Below are 19,151 nucleotides of genomic sequence, written 5' to 3'. Positions count from 1 at the left end.
ATTCAGGGATCTGTTTATGAAATTGATGACATCTTTAGCAGGGGGGGCGCTGTGGATATGTGCGCTCCCGGCGTTTGCCACAGTCTGCCAAAACACCAATGGTGTGCCAGCGGATATTTTTTACGATCTGTCTGACGTATTCACCAGCGCAAACAATAACGTCGGGCAAATCATCACCCTTGCAGAAAAGTCGGGTTGGATCGGTGTCAATGCCACTTGCCCGCAAGGAACCACCGGCAACACCACGATGCGCAGTTACGTGAGTACCTTGCCGGTGCAAGAAGTGATTGGCGGTTACCAGTACATCAAGCTCAATGATTATCTCGAAGGGGCGATGAGCATCACAGACAGCTACGCCGGTCAATTTTATCCGCCACGCAACTATATTCAGATGGGAACCCACAACAATGTGTCCAAACAGCAGCCGTTTCCGGTTCAGGATTCGAAGCTGGTTTTTAAACTCAAAGTGACACGGCGCTTTATCAATATGGTGCCGATTCCACGGCAGACCATGTTTACGGTATATGTCACGACGCGGAACACCGACCCACTCACCACTCCGGTTTATACCATTAGCTACAGCGGCAAAATTGAAGTGCCGCAAAGCTGTGAAATCAACGCCGGGCAAATCGTTGAATTTGATTTTGGCGACATTGGTGCCGCGCTATTTAGCCAGGCCGGAGCCGGGAATCGACCGCAAGGTGTGACGCCGCAAACTAAAACCATCGCTATTAAATGCACCAATGTGGCGGCGCAGGCCTATCTTTCTCTGCGGGTGGAGGCAGAGAAGGCGTCCGGTAATATGATGGTTTCAAATAATAACGATCTCGGGTTTATCGTCGCCGATAGCAGCGGAACGCCATTTATTCCTAACAATTTGGGTAGCAAAATCAATTTCCGTCTTGACGATGCAGCTGCGGCGCAAGTGGGGATTCGGGCCTGGCCGGTAAGCGTGACAGGGAACAAACCGGCGGAAGGGCCGTTTAGTGCGCGGGGCTATTTGCGGGTGGATTATGACTAAAATTGCAATGCTGCTGTGGTTGGCAGCAAGCCTTGTGAGTCATGCTCAGGCCGACACTTCGCTCGGTGCCATCAATATAGAACTGCGTGGCAACGTGGTGGATTTCAGCTGTTACGTCGAAATTGGGGATGACAATAAAACAGTGCAGCTTGGGCGTTGGCCGACCAAACAACTGCGCACCGCAGGCAGCACTACGCAAAGCATGCCGTTCACGTTGAAGCTTAACGGCTGCCCACCGGGTGCTGCGTCCATCACCTTTTCTGGAAAGCAAGCCACGGGCAACGCCGGCTTGCTGGGGCTTAATAACACGAGTGGGGCGACAAATGTGGCCGTCGAGTTGCGCGATAAAGATAAAACCCGCCTGCCTCTTGAGGAGGCAAGCCAGGATGTGCCAGTTGATGCTAACGGAAATGCGGAATTAACCTTTTTTGCGAATTACATCGCGCTTGCCGATAACCCACAAGCCGGGCAAGCCGACGCAGATGCTACGTTTATGATTAGTTATTATTAGAAAACCTCTTAGGCATCATTAAATTAAATAAAAACCGGACGTCAACCCGGTTTTTTGATTTAAAACAGTGATTGGGCGTGCAGTTATAATAGCTCTTTTACTCGGGCGTAATCGATAAGTTCGACAATCGATGATACATGCAGCTTGGAAAATATATTAGATTTATGTGCGCTGATGGTTTTGTTACTCAGCAGAAGTTGTTCGGCAATTTCTTTATTGGATAGACCATTGGCCAGGTAACGTAATACGGTTATCTCTCTATTAGATAATGGCGTATCGTCAGTAACTCCGCTGCGTGAACCCGGATTACTGATTAACTCCAGCGTTTCGGAGGGGAAAAATGAATACCCTGCAAGCAACATTTCAACCGCATGATAGATATCCTCCTGCTCCTTCCTTTTACTGACAAACCCATTTGCACCGGCCTGAATAGCACGGCCCGCATAAAACCTTTCAGACTTGGAAGATAAGAATAATATCCGAGTGTCAGCCTGTATGCTCTTGATTCTTTTTAATAAAGTGAAGCCGTCAATAGACGGCAGTTCAATGTCGAGAATCACCAAATCGACAGGGTTAGACCGTATATAGTTAACTACCTCCCGGCTATCGTCGGTTTTCATCACCACATCAATATTTTTATTTTTCTGTAGCAGTACCTCTATCGACATTCTGACAATAGGGTGTTCGTCCATAATAATTACGGATGCAGGTTTCATATTCTTGCCTCTAATTTTTTGAGGAACATATCGCATTGACGCAAAGTCACTGGCGGCGAAAGTGAAAAGGTGTTTCACTATTTCGTGTTTTATAATGTATGCAAGATGCTCCCTTGAACTTAAACACTTCCTTCATAAGTACTATTTTCTAATTGCTACGAGTGAAACAAAGAGAGTTATTTCAGTAAGAAAAACAATCTATTCATATTAGATAAATGAATAGATTGATTATACAGCCATATTATTTAAGAAAAAGGCCACTGTTATGCTCGGGGAATAATGCTGTGATTAAATTCTAATTAAATTGGTTAATTAATTGTTATTTGGGGAATGCATCTGTGTTAAGTGAAATATTTGGGAAAAAAGATTGTTTTGAACATGAAGAATAGTGCGAAGTCTCGAATGTTTCCTATTTGTTATCCGTAGCACAGAGTGATTACGTGGTTAATCGTCGGGAAGCGGCATAGTTTGCGGGGAACTGATTTTCCAGGAATAGTTGTAATTGTTAATAAACGGTTCCAATTTAACAAAATTGGAACATTGAAAATAAGTCGTTTCCTAGCTTTCACTCGGAAGGCGGTTAGTTAGCGCGGCTACACTTTTGAGGATGACGCGCAGGACAATTTATTCAGCAAATGTATTAATGATTTGTTGTTCCCTGCTCCAATACGAGCGGCAACCCGCCCAAGAGTGTAAACCACAGAGTGGTAGGGTTTGTGAAATGAGGCGGCAATGGTTTTCAGCGACTCTCCTTTTGCCACGGCCAGCAGAATATTCCATTCACGCTTTGAAAGTGGGACTAAGTGTGACCCATCCTGAGCAATGGACCAATCTTGCCGGGCTCGCTTTTGAGTCAGCAGAATAAGCAGATCGGTAATTCTCAGTCGCCGTTCCACCACAGGGAAGATTGATGCCGCATCGATCAGTCGGGCGACTTCCATACAACGGCAGGCTGTCAGTTGCATCATATTTAGGCGTGGCCAGGTTTGATGCCATTGTCTGATCATATTTAGCACATCAATTGCTGGCTCGCTTACGCCATCCAGATCGATGAACACTCGCGGTTGTGGGGTTTGTTGAAGCATCACTTCAGCCTCCTCCAGGTTTACACAGACGTGAGTTCGCTGGAACTTAAAAAAGTGCTCAGTCAGTGCCAGCGACAAGTAGTAGTCACTGGTCACAAGTATGATATCGAGTGGTTCCGGCAACTGCTTTGCATACATTTGCTGTTGTAGAGACTCAATGCGGTCAAAGACAATTGGGGTCAACCGGCTATGAAAATGTGTCAGATCGCCATTTTTGATGCGTCGAAATCTACGTTTGCGCGCGGCTATGTACAAATCTTCAGTAACCCGCAGCACAAAGAAAAGGTTTGTGGATAGTGATTCGGGCGTGAGTCAGTGGTGCATCAATCATCATTTCCATCTTTTTTCATCAACAGCACCTGTCAGTGCTGAAATATACTCTTTGTCAATACCGCTGATAATCGTAAGTTAATTTTATATAGCTTACGATTATATCGTTGCGATAAATCCTGACATGAAATAATGATGTTAGATATTAGAATTGACTTAAGTAAATATAAGGGGTTTCTTAAAACAATAACCAAGGGAAGGGAGGTGGGTATTTATATCCAGACGGTTACCGCCTGGATATAAATGTCTATAATAATGACGGTATGAAATTTTGGTTAGGGAGCATTTTTTCGCAAGGTAGGTACTCCTGCCATTGATTGCGCCCATTATTTTTTGCTTGATACAAAGCCAGGTCAGCATATTTAAACAACGTCTCATATTTTTGACCTTCAGACCAGGCGGCCATACCAGCGCTAATTGTTAGTGGGAACGGCTCATTATCAATAGAAAGAGGGTTTCTGGACAGTTCATTAACAATGGTATTAGTTAATTCCTGGTGATTTATCTCAGGAGTATTAGTGAGCAACAGGGCAAACTCTTCGCCGCCTACGCGTCCAAATAATTGACTGTCGGGGATACACTGTTTTAATCGCTGGCAAAAGGCAACGAGAACCTTATCTCCCTTTTGATGCCCCCATACGTCATTTATTTTCTTGAAAAAATCAATATCAATTAAAACCATTGAACAGATATCGCCCTTGTTCAATGACGACGTAATAGCCTCAGCTGCTTTAGTAAATGCCCGGCGATTGAGAATACCGGTCAAATCATCGTGATTAGCAAGTTGGGATAGCTTAGAAAAAAGTTTATCTCGTTCAGAAATGGCAACCGCAATTGTAAGCGCACAAAGCGCCAATACTGCGACAATCGTCCTGACTGCAGAGATGTAGATATTCTCGGAAAAATGTAGATAACCATGTGTAGAGTGAATGATCCACATAAAGAAGAATGCACCATTCATACTGATACCAAAGGTTGTTAAAAATAGATTACCTGAAAGTGCCAACCATATTATGGTTGGAATAATTAGTATTGACGCCATCAGGAAATATATTTTGTCTTTTATAAAAACAAAAGCAAACAATAATAAAATAGACGGGATAATATGTAAGAATGCATTAAAAAAATCATTTGCGAAAGATTTAAGTATTCTTGGGGCTGCCAAAATGACTGGTAAAAACACTATGAAATCAAGCGACTCGTTTAAATACCAATAAAATGCTGTCTGTAAAAAAGCATTATCATACAGAGCAAATAATGCCCCTAATCCTACTAACGAACCTATGATAAGAGAGGGTTGGCAGAGCAATAACCATTGCGGAACGCTATGCAAGCTACCCAGCCATTCGCCTTCTTCAGTACGCGTAGCAAAGCGTTGCAGGGTAATATAACCTATTGAAATTGTGATAACATTTGCAATGGTCATCAATAAAACCTGGTTAAGGCTTGTGCCGATTAATAAATCTGGCAACACCATGCCGGCGCAACAAATTAAATAATGTTGCCAGTTAACATGTTTGTAGAAGCGTAATAACACACCAATGGTTATAGCATTGGTCAACCAAACTAAAGAAAATGGGCCATTAACTCTTTCAATAATACCTATGAAGGTTGTCAGCGTAGTGACTATAAATAATGTTATTATTGGATAACATTTATAGAAAAATTTCTTCAGCGTAAGTATCATTTCAGGTTACTTCCCAATCTAACTATCAACACATTAGAGAAATATATGAATTCAAGTGTCTATTAATTACGACCATAGAGACTCAATTGGGACAGGTTTCCCGGTATGATATCCCTGCAACCACTCTATTCCCATCGTTATTAGCATTTGTTTTATTTCTTCATTTTCAACAAATTCCGCGACAACTTCCAGACTTTTATATTTAGCCGCTTCACAGAATGACATGACGATTAGTCGGTCAAACTTATCTTCAACAACATTGCGAATAAAGGAGCCATCTATTTTCAGTATGTCGACATCTAATGTTTTTAGACGAGAGTAACTGGATGCTCCTGTACCAAAATCATCAATCGCAATTTGGCATCCCAGTTTGCGTAGCTCCTGCAGAACACGGGATGCATTAATACTATCGATAATATCTGACTCTATGATTTCAAATATTATGCGATCAGGACGTATTAAATAGTTCTTTAAAAGAACATTCAGTCTATCCAGAAAATCTTTTCTACATAGCGACTGAGGTGTCAAATTGATGGAGAAACGAGTCTCAGATTCAGTTTTATTTATGGATTGCATAAATTGAAATGTTTGTTCAATAACGGTCAGATCTACTTCCGCAAGCAATCCTGCTTCTTCAGCCACTGGTAGAAAAGTATCCGGGAAGAATATCTTGTTATTGATTGTCTTCATTCGAATAAGAATTTCATAATACTGGCTGCTGTTTTTAGTTGAAACTATTGGCTGAGCAACGAGCATAAATGATTTACGGTCTATCGACTTTTGCAGAAGATGGCGTATAGCTCCCGAACTGATGGTTTGATCACCGGGGGATATGACATTAAGTGCTTCAGCTTTACCTTGCTTTAGCGATTCATAAGTACGGGCATTAAGCTGGCCCACGACATAAGAAAGGTTATTGATGCATTTTCCGTATGCCATGTACGCGATGCCAAAATTGAGGCCCAGCTCCATTTCTTCCCATGAAAAACGGAAAGATGACATCGCTTTATAGTAAGGATGAATAATATTGTCATCAACTTTGTTAAGGCGCAGAAGAAGCCCATATCCAGGGCTGTAATACATTTTTTCATTATCCAGAAGCAATGGGCTTAAATAAGAAGAAACAGCCTTAACGAATTCGAAGCGAAACATTATTCCATGAGTTTGTGTTAGCGTGTTTAATTCTGGACATTGAATAATACATAACCCAGCATGTGGGTAACGAACTATATCATTTTTTAAAGCAAGAAGATTAGGTAAACCAGTGTGGGGCTCTGATAAAGAAATTCTCTTGAGGCTTCTTATATATTTTAAAATGCGTGTAACCAATACACCAACAATAACAATTGTTAGTGAAAATGTAAAAATCATAGAGCAGGTTAAAGCCAAATGGCTAACATAATGACTAAAAGTAAACTCATTGTTTATTGATATGTAATTATCAATGTAGTCACTCAATAAAATGAGCATGACGACCCAAAGAGGGGACATTAGTGCATGGCCGAGACAAATTGCCCCCCAGAGCATTACCGGTAAAAGCCATACAATAGTGTAATCTGTATATATTAAAGTATCGCCTTGTAAATAAATCAGACAATACATGATTCCGACTACCAACAATGCCCAGAGTAATTGATAAATTGCCCGCGGCCCAGAAGTGATTAATTTTTTTAATTGTTTTAAGTAATTGAAAAACCATAGCGGCTGGTAGCAAGCCCTAAGAATGAGATAACAAAATGGGGTGCCTGTAATACAGGATGTCAACATCCATTGCACATTAATCAGTGTGGGGATACTAAGAATGTTGACTTCTGATATGAAATGAAATTTTAGTAATAACCATTGTTGAATGACTGTAAAAATAAGGGTGTTAAAACATATCAACCAAAGTATGCGCTGGGCACTAAGGCTACTGCGTCCGAAACTGACGGCCCCACGCTTACCAGCAGCATAAAAATAGACTTTAGTACTGATTAAAGCCGCTATGAGTTGAGATATTGTGCCAAGGAGGTGGGGTAAAGGCTGTGTATGAACACTATACAGGGCAAACAAAATGAGAACAGGGATTGCTTTTTTGTTATACAAAATGAGCAGCGCGGAAATTACTGGCAACGTGAGATCGTAGAGCCTGATAGTTGTACCAGAAATCTCAATGCTATTACTCAGTTTATCCGCAAATGAATACAGAAGAGCAAATGAAAGGCAGAGCACGAAGTATTTTTTTAAGTTTTCAGGGCGTGCCAAATGCATCAATGGAAAATTTTTCCATTGATTGAATACTGTACTTTTGCTGATCTTTGAGTTTCTTTTAGTTAACTCAGTTTCCATGACCACAGGTGTGTACATTTTTACAAGAAAACTTCTAATCCCCATGGTACTTACTCTCAATGATTTACTTTTCGATTATAAACAGTCTAATGATAGCCATGAGGTTTTAATCTTATCCGTGATTCATTCAACAAACACTAAACCAATAAGTTGCTATTAATTTTCATATAGATTTTAGTAACTAGTCAAACGGAATATATGATTAACCAAAAACAAATGTTATTAACATGCTGCGAATGTTGTTTTATGATGCTAATATGTTTTATTAAGGTTTAAAAATTAGTTGATATATTTCCATTGAGTAATAGTGTGAAGCATAAGTAAGTGAATTGAAAATATATCCAGAAATAGACATTTCTTTAGCAAGGTTATGATTCTAATACATTCCTCAAGTCACATGATGTCTTGAGCAACTAATTATTTATCGCCCTGTTCTTAAACAATCGTCAAATTGCGTTAATACTTTATCCATTTCTTTTGAGTAAGGAGTTTGTAAGTTTAGCTTTAAATAAGGAATCGGTTTATTAAACCAGACATCATGGATCTTACCAAAATCTGGTGATTTTCTAATTTTACAAAGACTCTGATTTACCAGTGACTTAAATTCTTTGTCATCGTGCGGCAGTAGTATGACAAAGAACTGTGGTTTCCCAACACCTTTATCGCTAATTGAAAATAAATTTTTATCGCTCTGAGCCTCAATGATTTCTTTTAATGAAATATCGTTGATAAAAGCAGCCGATGTTTTGCCACTGCGCATCAGTTCAAAAGCTTTCTCCATGGTTGGAGTCGTAATAACGAATAAATTGAGATTCAACTCACGATTGGTCTGGTTAAGCGCAAGAGCATCAACTGATCCCGAAGTTACACTAACAGTATGACCCGCTAATTGATCAATGGATGATATCTTTTTGTTCTTTAAAGTTGCGAATCGTGTATATGAATAAGTATAGGGGCTTGAATAGTCTGCAATCGTTTTCCATTCAATAACGTTAGCATTAACTGAACAGATCATATCTACCTTTTTCTCACGCAATAATTCATCTCTTTCTGGCAGATATTTGTTCTCAATATAATTAACTTTTAAATCCGGTATGTTCAGATGTTTGCTGATATCACTAACGATAACATTACATAAATCGATAACATAACCAACAACTTTGCCATCCGATGCTACATAAGAAAAAGGTGGGGCATCACGATAGGCGATGTTTATTTGATGAGTTTTTGTGATGCTCTCTATTGTCTTTGAAAGCTGAGCTTGAGCAACAGAGACAAACAGCCCAGAAACAAGAAAAACACACATATTTAACCAATTGAATATTTTAGTACTGCTATTTTTATCAAGTAAAACTTTGTTATCGATATTCATATAGGATGTTAATTTTATGTTTTTTTATAAGAAAAGATCATAGGTAATTATATGTTTCTAGTTATACACATAAAGCATGCTGTTGCCAATTTCATTATAACGAATCAGATAGTTCCGAGGAGTGATTTAGTATGTTTTAAATACATCGCGATCATTTAATGGTCAAGTTATTTCAATGTGTTAACAGTGTTTTGTGAGATTAAATAATCCATGGAAATAATTTTACTGGTTGGTAAAAATAATAAATGATGAACTCGTTAACTATGCTCAATTAATTTTTTAGATTTATGTTAATAGGTGTGGGGCGGTGTTTTCATTAATAGTCAAATCCTGATAAAGATGATGCTTGAGAGAGTTGGTCACTATTTCACTGTGCGCACTTAGATTAAGAACTTGTTTGTCTGACTTCCTGCTGGCATTATCCTGAGCAGGGATTAACGGGGCGTTAATCGCAAGTAGTTGATTTTGAATTAAATGACTCGGGGTGCCCTTCTTTGTGAAGGCTGAGAAATACCCGTACCACCTGATCTGGATAATGCCAGCGTAGGGAAGTCAGATGCCTGTCAGGTCATCCCTTCTTCACGCCGGGCAGGAGCTTTTAATATGCAGCCTGACCTGCTACCCGGCCACCTTTCCGTGTCGGTTTTACACAATTTACATCACGCTTCTCCTTTGGTTCACTGCATGACTAACGATGTGGTGCAGAGTTTTACCGCCAACGTTTTGCTCGCTATTGGCGCGGCTCCGGCAATGGTCATTGAGCCAGAAGAAGCCGCACAATTTAGCCCTATAGCCTGCGCTCTACTCATCAATATCGGCACACTCACCTCTGAGCGCAGTACCGCAATGCTTGCTGCCATTCATGCTGCGAACCAATCTTCTATCCCCTGGGTGCTCGACCCCGTGGCCGTCGGTGGCCTGGAGTTTCGTACACAATTTGCACGCGCGATCCTTGAATTAAAACCGGCCGCAATTCGTGGTAATGCGTCGGAAATCATGGCGCTTGCGGGCGAGCACAGTGGTGGGCGAGGTGTGGACAGTACTGAAGAGGCGCTTTCAGCTCTACCCGCGGCACTTAAGCTTGCCCAGATTACTGGTGCGATTGTTGCGGTAACAGGTGAGGAGGATTACGTCACCGATGGGGAAAATGCATGGAGTATTGCCGGTGGTGGCGTGTTGATGACGCGTGTTGTCGGCACAGGATGTGCACTTTCCGCAGTTGTTGCTGCCTGTTGTTCATTGCCTGGCTCCCGGTTAGACAATGTCGCTTCCGCCTGCCAGTTTATGAAATGTGCTGGCGAACAGGCAATTGCTGCAAGCCGCGGGCCTGGTAGTTTCACTCCAGCCTTTCTGGATGCGCTTTACGCACTAAATGCGGAGGCTCTGGTATGAAAGGAGTTAAACGCATTAACGCGCTAACTATTGCAGGAACCGACCCAAGTGGTGGCGCGGGTATCCAGGCTGACCTTAAAACGTTCTCGGCATTGGGCGCGTATGGCACCAGCGTTATTACCGCGCTGGTTGCACAAAACACACGTGGAGTGCAGTCGGTTTATCGTATCGAACCTGTGTTTGTCGCAGCCCAACTTGACTCTGTGCTGAGTGATGTTCGAATCGACACTGTCAAAATCGGCATGCTGTCAGAAACAGATATTGTTGAAGCCGTGGCCGAGAGGTTGGCATTTTACCAAGTCAAAAACGTGGTGCTTGATACGGTCATGCTGGCGAAAAGTGGCGACCCGTTGCTTGCTCCTTCTGCTGTAGAAAGTTTACGTCGCAGGTTATTACCGCAGGTGGCATTGATTACCCCGAACTTACCCGAGGCAGCAGCTCTGCTGAATACGGTACACGCTCGCAACGAACGTGAAATGAAAGAGCAGGGGGATGCGTTGCTGGGGATGGGATGTAAGGCCGTGCTGATGAAAGGCGGTCATCTTGATGACGCTGAAAGCCCAGATTGGTTGTTTACTCGAAGTGGAGCGCAGCGTTTTACTGCACCACGTGTGCAAACGCGTCATACGCATGGTACGGGCTGCACACTGTCCGCCGCACTTGCGGCACTTTATCCACGCTATAACGACTGGCCTCAAACTATCACTGCAGCGAAAAAATGGCTGTCTCAGGCATTAGAACATGCGGATTCGCTGGAAGTGGGCAACGGAATTGGACCAGTTCATCATTTTCACGAGTGGTGGTAATGGCGTAAATCTCCTCCGGGCATAAAACGTTACACCGTAAAACAAACCGAAAGTGCTCCCGTAGGTGGCGAATACCGTGAGTCACGGCCAGGATTATGTCTGCCTGTTTTAATGAATGCAGGCCAGGAGAATCCATCCTCAGCGGGCAGGGTGCTCGCTGAATTTACGGGAGCGTATTATGACTGATATTGCGCAGCTGCTTGGCAAAGATGCCGACAGCTTGTTACAGCATCGTTGTATGACTATTCCGGCAGACCAGTTGTATCTGCCTGGTTCGGATTATGTAGACCGCGTGATGGTGGATAACAACCGCCCGCCTGCAGTGCTACGAAACATGCAAACGCTGTATAACACCGGGCGGCTTGCTGGCACTGGCTACCTTTCCATTTTACCGGTCGATCAGGGTGTTGAACACTCCGCTGGGGCATCGTTTGCGGCAAACCCTCTCTACTTTGACCCGAAAAACATAGTTGAACTGGCGATTGAAGCGGGTTGCAACTGTGTCGCTTCAACCTATGGCGTGCTGGCATCGGTATCGCGACGTTACGCGCATCGCATTCCTTTCCTCGTCAAACTTAACCACAACGAAACGCTCAGTTACCCAAATACTTTCGACCAGACGTTATATGCAAGTGTTGAGCAGGCGTTCAATATGGGCGCGGTGGCAGTGGGGGCGACCATTTACTTTGGTTCGCCAGAGTCACGTCGCCAAATTGAAGAGATTTCAGCGGCGTTTGAACGCGCACATGAGCTGGGGCTGGTCACTGTTCTTTGGGCATATCTGCGTAACCCGGACTTTAAAAAAGACGGTGTGGATTACCACGTAAGTGCCGATCTCACTGGCCAGGCAAACCATCTGGCCGCCACTATTGGCGCGGATATTGTGAAGCAGAAGATGGCGGAAAATAATGGTGGCTACAAGGCGGTGAACTTTGGTTATACCGATGACCGTGTGTACACCAAACTGACCAGCGATAACCCGATAGACCTGGTGCGTTACCAACTGGCCAACTGCTATATGGGTCGCGCAGGGTTGATTAACTCGGGTGGTGCCGCTGGAGGTGAAACCGACCTGACAGATGCAGTGCGTACCGCTGTCATTAACAAGCGTGCGGGTGGCATGGGGCTGATTCTGGGGCGCAAAGCCTTTAAGAAATCTATGTCTGAGGGTGTTAAGTTGATTAATGCTGTGCAGGATGTGTATCTGAACAGCAAAGTGACTATCGCCTGATTTTCTGCGTATTGCTGGCGGGTTAGCGCAGCGACGCCCGCCGAAAACTTCCCCACATCCATCAGTTACCTTCATCACAGTTCCGTAACATTTTGTGAAAAGCATCACGCCCCCCTGGACATATGTCCAAAAAATCACGCGCATTTAAGCACCTTTGAACGAGGCGGAGGTGAATTTTTACGCATAGAGTAAGTGATGAAACGCTGTTTTAAATTAACAAAGGGACAATAACAGCCGTGAAAATAGAATCCGTAAACGTAACCGTTTTTACTTACCCAACCCGCCGAGTTTCTGACAGTGCAGGCCATTCTCACCCGGGTCCGGAAAGCCTTGCGAAAATGGCGATGCTGACGATCACCACCGATGAAGGTGACTGTGGTTACTCTTTCGCGCCACCGGAAGTGGTGCGCCCTTATGTCGTCAATGCCTTCTTCCGTAAAGTGCTAGTCGGGCAAGACCCGTTTAACCGCGAGCGCATCTGGCAAGACCTGGTGCACTGGCAGCGTGGCAGCGCACACCAACTTACCGAACGTGCGCTCTCATTTGTTGAGCAAGCACTGTGGGATTTAATTGGCCGCAAACTGAAAGTGCCGGTCTACAAATTGCTTGGTGGATTCCGCGACAAAGTACCGGCTTACGGCAGCACCATGTGCGGCGACGAACTGGAAGGCGGTTTATCTACGCCAGACGAATTCGGCCAGTTCGCTGAAAAGCTGGTCGCTCGCGGCTATAAAGCCATCAAACTTCACACCTGGATGCCACCGGTTGCCTTCGCTCCAGACCCCAAAATGGATGTTAAAGCCTGTGCCGCCGTGCGTGAAGCCGTTGGCCCGGATATCGATTTAATGCTTGATGGCTACCACTGGTACAGCCGTAGTCAGGCGCTCTACATTGGCAAGGCGCTGGAAAAACTCAACTTTGCCTGGTTCGAAGAGCCGATGGAAGAAGAGAGCATGGCGTCTTACGTCTGGCTTTCTGAGAACTTATCTATCGACGTTGTCGGGCCAGAAAGCCTCGGCGGCAAACACCATAGCCGTGCAGACTGGGTAAAAGCCGGCGCGTGCGACATTCTGCGTGCGGGGGCGAACGGCGTTGGTGGTATTTCACCAACCATGAAAGTTGCTGCTCTTGCTGAGTCCTTCGGCATGGACTGCGAAGTTCATGGCAATGGTGCGGCAAGCCTCGCAGTAGTAGGCGCAATTCGTAATTGCCGCTGGTACGAGCGTGGTTTACTGCACCCGTTCCTTGAATACGATGAGCCAGCAGCGTACCTGAACAGCATCGTTGACCCGATGGATGCCGATGGTTTTGTGCATTTGCCACAGCGTCCGGGCCTGGGTGAAGACATTAATTTCTCGTATATCGAAACGCATACCGTAAGCAAAGACTAACAGCCGTAAAAATAATAAGCCCGGCGCGAAAGACGCCGGGGAATACTGACCCTACAAAACGGTATCTATCATGAATCGAAGCTCCCGACTGGGGGCGTGGCTGCTCACGCTCCTGTTCATGTTCGGTAGTAGCTCGGTGATGGCGAAAACGCCACCTGACCAGCTGATCATCGGCATGAATATGAATAACCTGCTCACCCTCGACCCGGCCGCCATGACCGGTAACGAAGTGGTGGGACTGGTGGTAAACCTCTATGACTCGCTGGTGGAGTTAGACCCGGCGAAACTCACCAACGTGCGCCCGGCACTGGCAACCTCCTGGGATATCTCGGAAGATGGCAACCGCCTGACGTTCCACCTGCGTGATGGTGTGAAATTCCACTCTGGTAACGAACTCACCGCAGACGACGTGGTGTGGTCAATGCGCCGCGTTTTACACCTCAATTTGGCGCAGGCATCAGTATGGAAATCCTACGGTTTTAGCAAAAAGAACGTTGATGATCATGTCAAAGCACTGGACGCTTCAACGGTTGAAATCACGCTGCCTAAAGCCAACGACCCACAGCTGGTTATCTATTCGCTGGCCGCACTCGGAAGTATCGTGGTGCTGGACAGTAAAACGGTAGAACAGCATGTACAAAACGATGACTGGGGCAATCGTTGGCTGACGACCAACGAAGCGGGTTCTGGGCCATTTAGCCTTGATGTGTGGCAAGCAAAAGATGTATTGCGTATGAAGCGTAACCCGGATTACTGGCGCGGCGCGCCTAAACTCTCCCGCGTGGTATTCCGCCACTTCCAGGAGTCGCAAACTTTACGGCTGATGATCTCCAAAGGAGATCTGGATATTGCCAGCAACATGGCGGTATCTGACGTAAACGCCTTGCGAAAAGATCCCGATTTGACCGTCGATGCCGTAAAAAAAGGCACCATTTATTACGTTGCCATGAGCATGAAGGAAGCGCATTTCGCCAACCCGAAAGTGCGTGAAGCTGTGCGTTATCTGATTGATTATCAGGGTATCAATAAAGCATTGATGCCGGGATACGGCGTGCTGCATCAGCGTCCAATTCAATCAGGTATGCCTGCAACGCTTCCGAACCCAGGCTATGCGCTGGATATTCCACGGGCCAAAAAACTGTTGGCTGAAGCCGGTTATCCTGACGGGTTTGATACCACGCTGCGCGTGTTGGCGGACCAACCCTTCCTGAATATCGCGATTGCGGTGCAATCCACGCTGATGCAGGCGGGAATCAACGCGAAAATCGTGACCGGCACGGGCAACCAGATTTACGGCGCAATGCGCGAGCGTAAGTTCGACATGTTGGTTGGGCGCGGCGGCAGTGGCGTAGAACCGCATCCACATTCCAGCCTGCGCTCTCTGGTCTACAACCCGGATAACAGTGACGCGGCTCGTCTGACTAACTTCCAGGGTTGGCGTACCAGCTTCTATGACAAAACGCTGAACCAGCAAATCGATAAAGCTCTCGTGGAGCGTGACCCAACTAAGCAGCGTGAAGAGTATCAGGCGATTCAGACCCGTTATGACGAGTTGATCCCTGCATTATTGCCGCTTTCACAAATGGTGGATTCGGTGGTGGTACGCAACGAAGTGCAGAACTACCAGCCGCACCCATCAGCCACCACTTTCCTGCGTGATGTTTATAAAACGCCTGCTGCTGAAAATGGGGAGAACAAAGGATGAGCATGATCTTGCTGGCTCCGGGCGGCCGTGTCCGGCGTTTTTCAAAGCGCTTAAGCCAGGTGCTGGTCACCTTGTTTGGGTTACTGCTGCTTACCTTCTTTATTGGCCGCGTCATGCCAATCGACCCGGTGCTGGCGATTGTCGGCCCGGATGCAGACCAAAGCACTTATCAGCAGGTTTATCACCAGTTAGGGTTTGATCAATCGCTGGCTACTCAGTTTTGGATTTACCTTGGTGGTTTGCTGCATGGTGATTTGGGCAATGCGCTGCTGACTGGGAAACCGGTGGTTGACGACATTCTGCGTGTCTTCCCGGCAACGCTTGAACTGGCGACGGTGGCGATTATCGTCGGTGCGGGGCTTGGTATTCCGCTTGGCGTCTGGGCGGCGGCTCGCCGTAACAGCGTGGTCGATTATGCCGTGCGTATCATCAGTCTTGCGGGTTATTCCACGCCGATTTTCTGGGTTGGGATGATGGGACTGCTGCTGTTCTACGCCTGGCTGGGTTGGGTGGGCGGCGCAGGGCGTATTGATTTAGGGCTGGATGGCATTGTGCCGCGCCGTACAGGTTTGCTGTTAGTGGATGCGTTGCTGGCGGGAAACAGCGCGGTGTTCTTTAACGCGCTAAACCATCTGATTCTTCCGGCTTCTCTGCTGGGCTTCCATTCGCTGGCCTATATCAGCCGTATGACGCGCAGCTTTATGCTGGCTCAACTGTCGCAGGAATTCATTATCACCGCACGCGTCAAAGGGCTGACCGAGCGCCAGGTTATCTGGAACCACGCGTTCCGCAATATTCTGGTGCAGTTGCTGACGGTGGTGGCGCTGGCCTACGGCTCTTTATTGGAAGGGGCGGTGTTAATTGAAACTGTGTTCTCGTGGCCGGGTTTTGGTTCTTATCTCACCGGTAGTCTGCTGCTTGGCGATATGAACGCGGTGATGGGTTGCGTGCTGGTGGTGGGAGTGATCTTTGTGTTGCTGAACCTGCTGTCCGACATGCTCTACCAACTCTTTGATCCGAGGACAAAATCATGACTGTCTCCTTTGGAACACCACAACTCACCGCCGCCGACGAGCGTTCATTACGCTTCAAACGAGCCGGTCTGCGGGCTGTTGGGTTTATTGGCAAAATGGCGCGCAATCCACTGACGGCGATTGGGGGAGGGATTGTTTTCCTGTTGTTGCTGGTGGCAATTTTCGCCCCATGGATAGCGCCTTTTAACCCGCTGGTGCAGGATTTGAATAACGCGCTAACCGCACCCAACGCCACGCACTGGTTTGGCACCGATGAGTTTGGTCGCGATATTTTTAGCCGCCTGGTTTACGGCTCACGCATCACGCTTTACATCGTATTACTGGTGTCGATAACCGTAGGTCCGCTTGGCTTGCTGCTCGGAGTGACCGCCGGTTACTTCGGCGGAAAAGTCGATATGGTATTGATGCGTGTAACCGACATCTTCATTTCGTTCCCAAGTCTTGTACTGGCACTGGCATTTGTTGCAGCACTCGGCCCCGGTCTTGAGCATGTTGTGATTGCAATTACGCTCACAGCCTGGCCGCCGATTGCTCGCCTTGCGCGTGCGGAAACCCTTTCATTACGACAAGCTGACTTTATCTCTGCCGTCCGCCTGCAAGGGGCTTCGCCGGTTCGTGTGCTGTGGCGTCACATCGTGCCGCTGTGCATGCCGTCGGTGATTATCCGCATTACGATGAATATGGCGGGCATCATCCTGACTGCCGCAGGTCTGGGCTTCCTGGGCCTTGGCGCGCAGCCTCCAGAGCCGGAGTGGGGCGCGATGATCTCCAGCGGGCGCACTTACATGATGGAGTGCTGGTGGGTAGTAACGATTCCGGGGCTGGCGATTTTAATCAACAGTCTGGCATTCAACTTCTTGGGAGATGGCTTACGTGACATCCTCGATCCTCGCAGCGAATAACTCGCCGCAACTGCTTGATGTACGCGACTTGAATGTGACATTCGTTAATGGTCGCCAGCAAACCCACGCGGTGCGTGGTGTTTCATTCCAGCTCGGGCGCGAGAAACTAGCCATCGTTGGCGAGTCCGGCTCCGGGAAATCCACAGTGGGCCGCGCGCTTTTGCAACTTCACCCTAAAAAAGCGCAGATCACCGCCGATCGTATGCAATTTGGCGATGTTGATCTGCTCAATGCTACTGACGCACAAATGCGCAATGTGCGTGGCAAACGAATTTCCATGATTATGCAGGACCCGAAATACTCACTGAACCCGGTGATGTGCGTGGGGGATCAAATCGCTGAAGCCTGGCTGACACACCACCGCGTCGGCCATAAAGAAGCGAAGCAGAAAGTGCTGGAGATGCTGGAAGTGGTGCGCATTCGCCAGCCGGAGCGCGTCTATAACCTCTATCCTCATGAAGTTTCCGGCGGCCAGGGGCAGCGCATCATGATTGCCATGATGCTTATCACTGACCCTGAAATGGTCATTGCTGATGAACCGACTTCAGCACTCGATGTTTCAGTGCGCCTGCAAGTGTTGGCGCTGCTCGATGATTTGGTACAGTCGCGCGGGCTGGGGCTGATTTTCATCAGCCACGACATCAACCTGGTGCGCAGTTTCTGCGATCGAGTGCTGGTTATGTATGCAGGGCGCGTTGTGGAATCTATCGCCGCAAAAGATCTCGATAATGCGCAGCATCCCTATACTCAAGGGCTTATCAGTGCCTTGCCGGATATGGATATGCGCCGGGCGCATCTACCGGTTCTACAGCGCCAGGCTAGTTGGCTAACGGAATAAGGAGCAACTTATGTCATCCATGATTGAAGTCAGCCAGCTTAATTTAACCTTTGGCGAAGGGGCGAAAACCAACCAGGTGCTGTTCGATGTGAATTTTAACGTCGGACATGGTGAGATTTTTGGCCTGGTGGGGGAGTCGGGCTCCGGGAAAACGACGGTGCTGAAATGCCTGGCGGGTTTATTTACCCACTGGCAGGGCAAGTTAGTGATTGACGGAACCGAACTCGAGCACAAAATCAGCCGCGAGCGGTGCCGCATGGTGCAAATGGTATTTCAGGATCCCTACGGTTCGCTCCATCCGCGCCACACTATCGGCGACATTCTGGAAGAACCGTTGCAAATTCAGGGGTTCACTGACCGCGACCGGCGTATCAATATGATGCTGGATAAAGTCGGGTTAAACCGCGCTTTTCGCAGCCGATATCCGCATCAGCTTTCCGGCGGCCAGCGCCAGCGTGTGGCGATTGCGCGTGCGCTGATACTTGAACCGGAAGTGCTGCTGCTTGATGAGCCTACTTCAGCATTGGATGTTTCGGTGCAGGCGGAAATTCTCAATTTACTTTCGGATTTACAGCAAGAATCGAAACTCACCTATTTAATGGTGACACACGATTTAGGCTTCATTGCACATTTATGTCATCGCGTGGGTGTAATGCAACACGGGCGTATATTGGAATCCCTCAGCACCGATGACCTTATCAGTGGATCAGCGCAAAACCCGTATACGCAAATGTTGGTAAACGCCAGCCGCCAGTACAGCCGTGAAATGGCTCAGCAGGTGGCGCAGTTCTGACCTGCTTTC

At 46.7% G+C, this 19,151-nt stretch carries 16 protein-coding genes and 1 riboswitch; of the genes, 11 read left to right on the top strand and 5 right to left on the bottom strand.

Annotation, left to right across the window (positions count from 1 at the left end; all coding sequences use genetic code 11):
- Nucleotides 1-16 precede the first annotated feature (16 nt).
- Both fimH and sfmF read left to right on the top strand, forming a co-directional pair.
- A complete protein-coding gene (gene fimH / locus M977_RS03915) occupies nt 17-1,021 on the top strand; it encodes a type 1 fimbria D-mannose specific adhesin FimH (protein WP_064512365.1) in 1,005 nt (334 codons plus the stop codon).
- Nucleotides 1,014-1,532: a fimbria assembly protein gene (gene sfmF, locus M977_RS03910; protein WP_064512363.1), complete on the top strand. Its 519-nt coding sequence runs from the start codon at nt 1,014-1,016 to the stop codon at nt 1,530-1,532. Before fimH ends, sfmF begins: the two co-directional genes overlap by 8 nt.
- 83 nt (nt 1,533-1,615) lie before the next feature.
- On the opposite strand, the gene fimZ is transcribed toward sfmF, so the two are convergent.
- The 5 genes from fimZ to M977_RS03885 form a co-directional block, all read right to left on the bottom strand.
- Nucleotides 1,616-2,248, bottom strand: coding sequence for a fimbria biosynthesis transcriptional regulator FimZ (fimZ, locus tag M977_RS03905; RefSeq protein ID WP_064512480.1), 633 nt, complete (start codon nt 2,246-2,248; stop codon nt 1,616-1,618).
- A 593-nt stretch (nt 2,249-2,841) separates the two neighbouring features.
- Entirely contained in the window at nt 2,842-3,588 is a 747-nt protein-coding gene (locus tag M977_RS03900) for a helix-turn-helix transcriptional regulator (protein ID WP_167351086.1), read from the bottom strand.
- A gap of 322 nt (nt 3,589-3,910) precedes the next feature.
- Nucleotides 3,911-5,350 carry a GGDEF domain-containing protein gene (locus M977_RS03895; protein ID WP_083962902.1) on the bottom strand — a complete coding sequence of 480 codons (1,440 nt, stop codon included), beginning with the start codon at nt 5,348-5,350 and terminating at the stop codon, nt 3,911-3,913.
- 66 nt (nt 5,351-5,416) lie between these two features.
- Nucleotides 5,417-7,678 (bottom strand): bifunctional diguanylate cyclase/phosphodiesterase, encoded by a 2,262-nt coding sequence (locus M977_RS03890; RefSeq protein ID WP_167351085.1) that lies wholly within the window; start codon nt 7,676-7,678, stop codon nt 5,417-5,419.
- A gap of 421 nt (nt 7,679-8,099) precedes the next feature.
- A complete protein-coding gene (locus M977_RS03885; RefSeq protein WP_064512357.1) occupies nt 8,100-9,050 on the bottom strand; it encodes a transporter substrate-binding domain-containing protein in 951 nt (316 codons plus the stop codon).
- Between the two features lie 470 nt (nt 9,051-9,520).
- A riboswitch (TPP riboswitch) is annotated at nt 9,521-9,617 on the top strand.
- Between the two features lie 36 nt (nt 9,618-9,653).
- Between M977_RS03885 and thiM the strand changes: the two genes are divergently transcribed.
- The 9 genes from thiM (at nt 9,654) to M977_RS03840 (ending at nt 19,142) form a co-directional block, all read left to right on the top strand.
- Entirely contained in the window at nt 9,654-10,442 is a 789-nt protein-coding gene (thiM, locus tag M977_RS03880; protein WP_064512355.1) for a hydroxyethylthiazole kinase, read from the top strand.
- Nucleotides 10,439-11,248, top strand: a complete 810-nt coding sequence (gene thiD / locus M977_RS03875) for a bifunctional hydroxymethylpyrimidine kinase/phosphomethylpyrimidine kinase (RefSeq protein ID WP_064512353.1) — start codon at nt 10,439-10,441, stop codon at nt 11,246-11,248. Before thiM ends, thiD begins: the two co-directional genes overlap by 4 nt.
- A 178-nt stretch (nt 11,249-11,426) precedes the next feature.
- A complete protein-coding gene (fbaB, locus tag M977_RS03870; protein WP_064512351.1) occupies nt 11,427-12,479 on the top strand; it encodes a class I fructose-bisphosphate aldolase in 1,053 nt (350 codons plus the stop codon).
- 236 nt (nt 12,480-12,715) lie between these two features.
- Nucleotides 12,716-13,870, top strand: coding sequence for a mandelate racemase family protein (locus tag M977_RS03865; protein ID WP_064512349.1), 1,155 nt, complete (start codon nt 12,716-12,718; stop codon nt 13,868-13,870).
- 70 nt (nt 13,871-13,940) lie between these two features.
- A complete protein-coding gene (locus M977_RS03860; RefSeq protein ID WP_064512347.1) occupies nt 13,941-15,575 on the top strand; it encodes an ABC transporter substrate-binding protein in 1,635 nt (544 codons plus the stop codon).
- Complete coding sequence (locus M977_RS03855) at nt 15,572-16,609, top strand: ABC transporter permease (RefSeq protein WP_064512345.1); 1,038 nt, start codon at nt 15,572-15,574, stop codon at nt 16,607-16,609. The genes M977_RS03860 and M977_RS03855 overlap by 4 nt, the downstream gene beginning before the upstream one ends.
- Nucleotides 16,606-17,511 (top strand): ABC transporter permease, encoded by a 906-nt coding sequence (locus M977_RS03850; protein WP_064512343.1) that lies wholly within the window; start codon nt 16,606-16,608, stop codon nt 17,509-17,511. The genes M977_RS03855 and M977_RS03850 overlap by 4 nt, the downstream gene beginning before the upstream one ends.
- The gene (locus tag M977_RS03845) at nt 17,483-18,349 is read left to right on the top strand and encodes an ABC transporter ATP-binding protein (protein WP_064512476.1); all 867 of its coding nucleotides are present in this window, start codon (nt 17,483-17,485) and stop codon (nt 18,347-18,349) included. Before M977_RS03850 ends, M977_RS03845 begins: the two co-directional genes overlap by 29 nt.
- 19 nt (nt 18,350-18,368) lie before the next feature.
- Complete coding sequence (locus M977_RS03840; RefSeq protein WP_064512474.1) at nt 18,369-19,142, top strand: ABC transporter ATP-binding protein; 774 nt, start codon at nt 18,369-18,371, stop codon at nt 19,140-19,142.
- Nucleotides 19,143-19,151: the final 9 nt, after the last annotated feature.

Origin of the sequence: Buttiauxella gaviniae ATCC 51604, from assembly GCF_001654835.1 — a bacterium.
Lineage (GTDB): Bacteria > Pseudomonadota > Gammaproteobacteria > Enterobacterales > Enterobacteriaceae > Buttiauxella > Buttiauxella gaviniae.
This window is presented reverse-complemented; position numbering and strand designations above follow the sequence as displayed.